Origin of the sequence: Solibacillus ferritrahens (genome assembly GCF_037027585.1) — a bacterium.
Taxonomy (GTDB): domain Bacteria; phylum Bacillota; class Bacilli; order Bacillales_A; family Planococcaceae; genus Solibacillus; species Solibacillus ferritrahens.
Genome location: NZ_JAXCLE010000048.1, coordinates 1 through 1,723, shown reverse-complemented (window position 1 = coordinate 1,723; position 1,723 = coordinate 1). Strand labels below are relative to the sequence as shown.

Sequence of the window (1,723 nt, the reverse complement as noted above, 5' to 3'; positions counted from 1 at the left end):
CCGCCGTAAAGAAAACGAAGAAGGCTTTGAAAAAGGTCGGCGGAAAAGTGGCCGTTGCGTATACGTCCTTCAAAGAGGGCGGCTATAAAGACGTAATCTCTGCAGGATTAGACTTTATTCCAGTAGTAGGAAATGCGAAAGCATTAGTGGAAGCCGTGATTGGAAGAGACCCAATTACCGGTAGAAAATTGGAAAGCTGGGAACGCGGAGCATCAGTTGCTGCTATTTTAGGAGGACCTTTAGTAAAAGGTGTGAAGCATGGAGGAAAGGTTCTCGGTAGCATAGCATCAGGAACGAAAAATACAAAAGGTAAAACAGTACATGTGGCCGATTCCGCTACACCAGCAAATCCGACAAAGCAGCAAGCACCGTCTCAGGCGAATAAGGAAGCAAGTGCAACAACGTTACCACCTGCGAAAGCTAAGGATCAGACTAAGGGTACGGATAAAAACGATATTTATAAAGTAATGCCTAAACAGATTCAAAAAGCATTAGAAGGATATGAACAAACAGGTAAATTTAAAGCAACTTTTAGAGGAATTGAGGTTAAAGCGCAGCGCCCATTATCACATTTATCTGATAAACAGGTAAAGTACTTATTTAAAAAGGGCTACTCTCCAAAGGATGGGGCAAATGATACAATAATACTTCATCATCATAAACAAAAGGTTGAAGGACCAATAATTGAAATGCCTAATAGATATCATGATTTAGGGAATAAAAGACAGCATCCATTAGGGAATAAAGGTGGAGTTGGTGCAGGGGAGGACAGACAACAATTTAATACATGGCGTAAGGAATACTGGAAAGCAAGATATGCAAATGAAATTATTAAAAGGGGAATAATCGAATGAAAGTAGAATTGATAAATGCAATTGATGAAGAGTTTGAAATGTGCCCTGAAGCATTTGGAGGACCTGTTAATATTGAGGAAGTGACACAAGCTGAAGATGAACTAAAAGTAAAGTTACCTGAGGATTTTAAAATGTTTCTAACAAGGTATGGTTCGGGAGCAGTCGGTGAAGCAATTGTTTTAGGATTGAAAGAGGCAGAGTTTGTTGCTACACCATCATTTGTAAAACAAACATTTAAATTTAGAGAGAGCCTCCCAAAAAATTATGAGAAATTTGTTGTAATTGGAATAGATGGTGCGGGCAATCCAATAGGTTTTAACTCACCTAATACGGAAATAATAAGGTTTGATCATGATACATTTGAAGCAGAAGTAATTGCTATTAATTTTGAAAAATATTTAGAAAAGGCATTAATAGAAGAAATAAATATTCACTTTTAATGATATGATGAGCATAAAGGTTTTAGTTATTTATCTAAGTATGTTGTGGGATGGTAACAGATACTTGAATAAAATTACAATTGGAATGTCAACACTAAACTGGACAAAAATTATAGGGGCCGTAACTTGAATTCCATCGGTGTTAAATAGCCTAGTGTTCCGTGAATTCGTAGGTTGTTGAATCAGTGTACGTAATCCCCAAATTCAAGAGCGAGCTGTTCAAGAGAGGCGAAGTGAGCTTGATTAGCGAATTCTGTTTTAAATACCTTGAACGTCGCTTCACCCACGGCGTTATCATAAGGGCATCACTTCATGCTCAGTGATCGCTGGATTCCGAATGTTTCAAGTGCCTCTGAAATTAGTTTGTTATCGAACTCTTTTCCACGGTCAGTATGAAACATTTTGACGTCATTCAGATTGGCCTGAATG

General features: G+C 38.1%; 2 protein-coding genes and 1 pseudogene. 2 read left to right on the top strand and 1 reads right to left on the bottom strand.

Annotation, left to right across the window (positions count from 1 at the left end):
• Together SNE38_RS19020 and SNE38_RS19015 are read left to right on the top strand one after the other, a co-directional pair.
• On the top strand, nucleotides 1-854 hold an 854-nt coding region (locus SNE38_RS19020), incomplete at its 5' end, for a pre-toxin TG domain-containing protein (protein ID WP_336047168.1).
• Entirely contained in the window at nucleotides 851-1,294 is a 444-nt protein-coding gene (locus SNE38_RS19015) for an SMI1/KNR4 family protein (protein ID WP_336047167.1), read from the top strand. The genes SNE38_RS19020 and SNE38_RS19015, both read left to right, overlap by 4 nt.
• Nucleotides 1,295-1,404: 110 nt before the next feature.
• Here SNE38_RS19015 and SNE38_RS19010 read toward each other — a convergent pair.
• A pseudogene (locus SNE38_RS19010) lies at nucleotides 1,405-1,723 on the bottom strand (transposase); the annotation flags it as partial.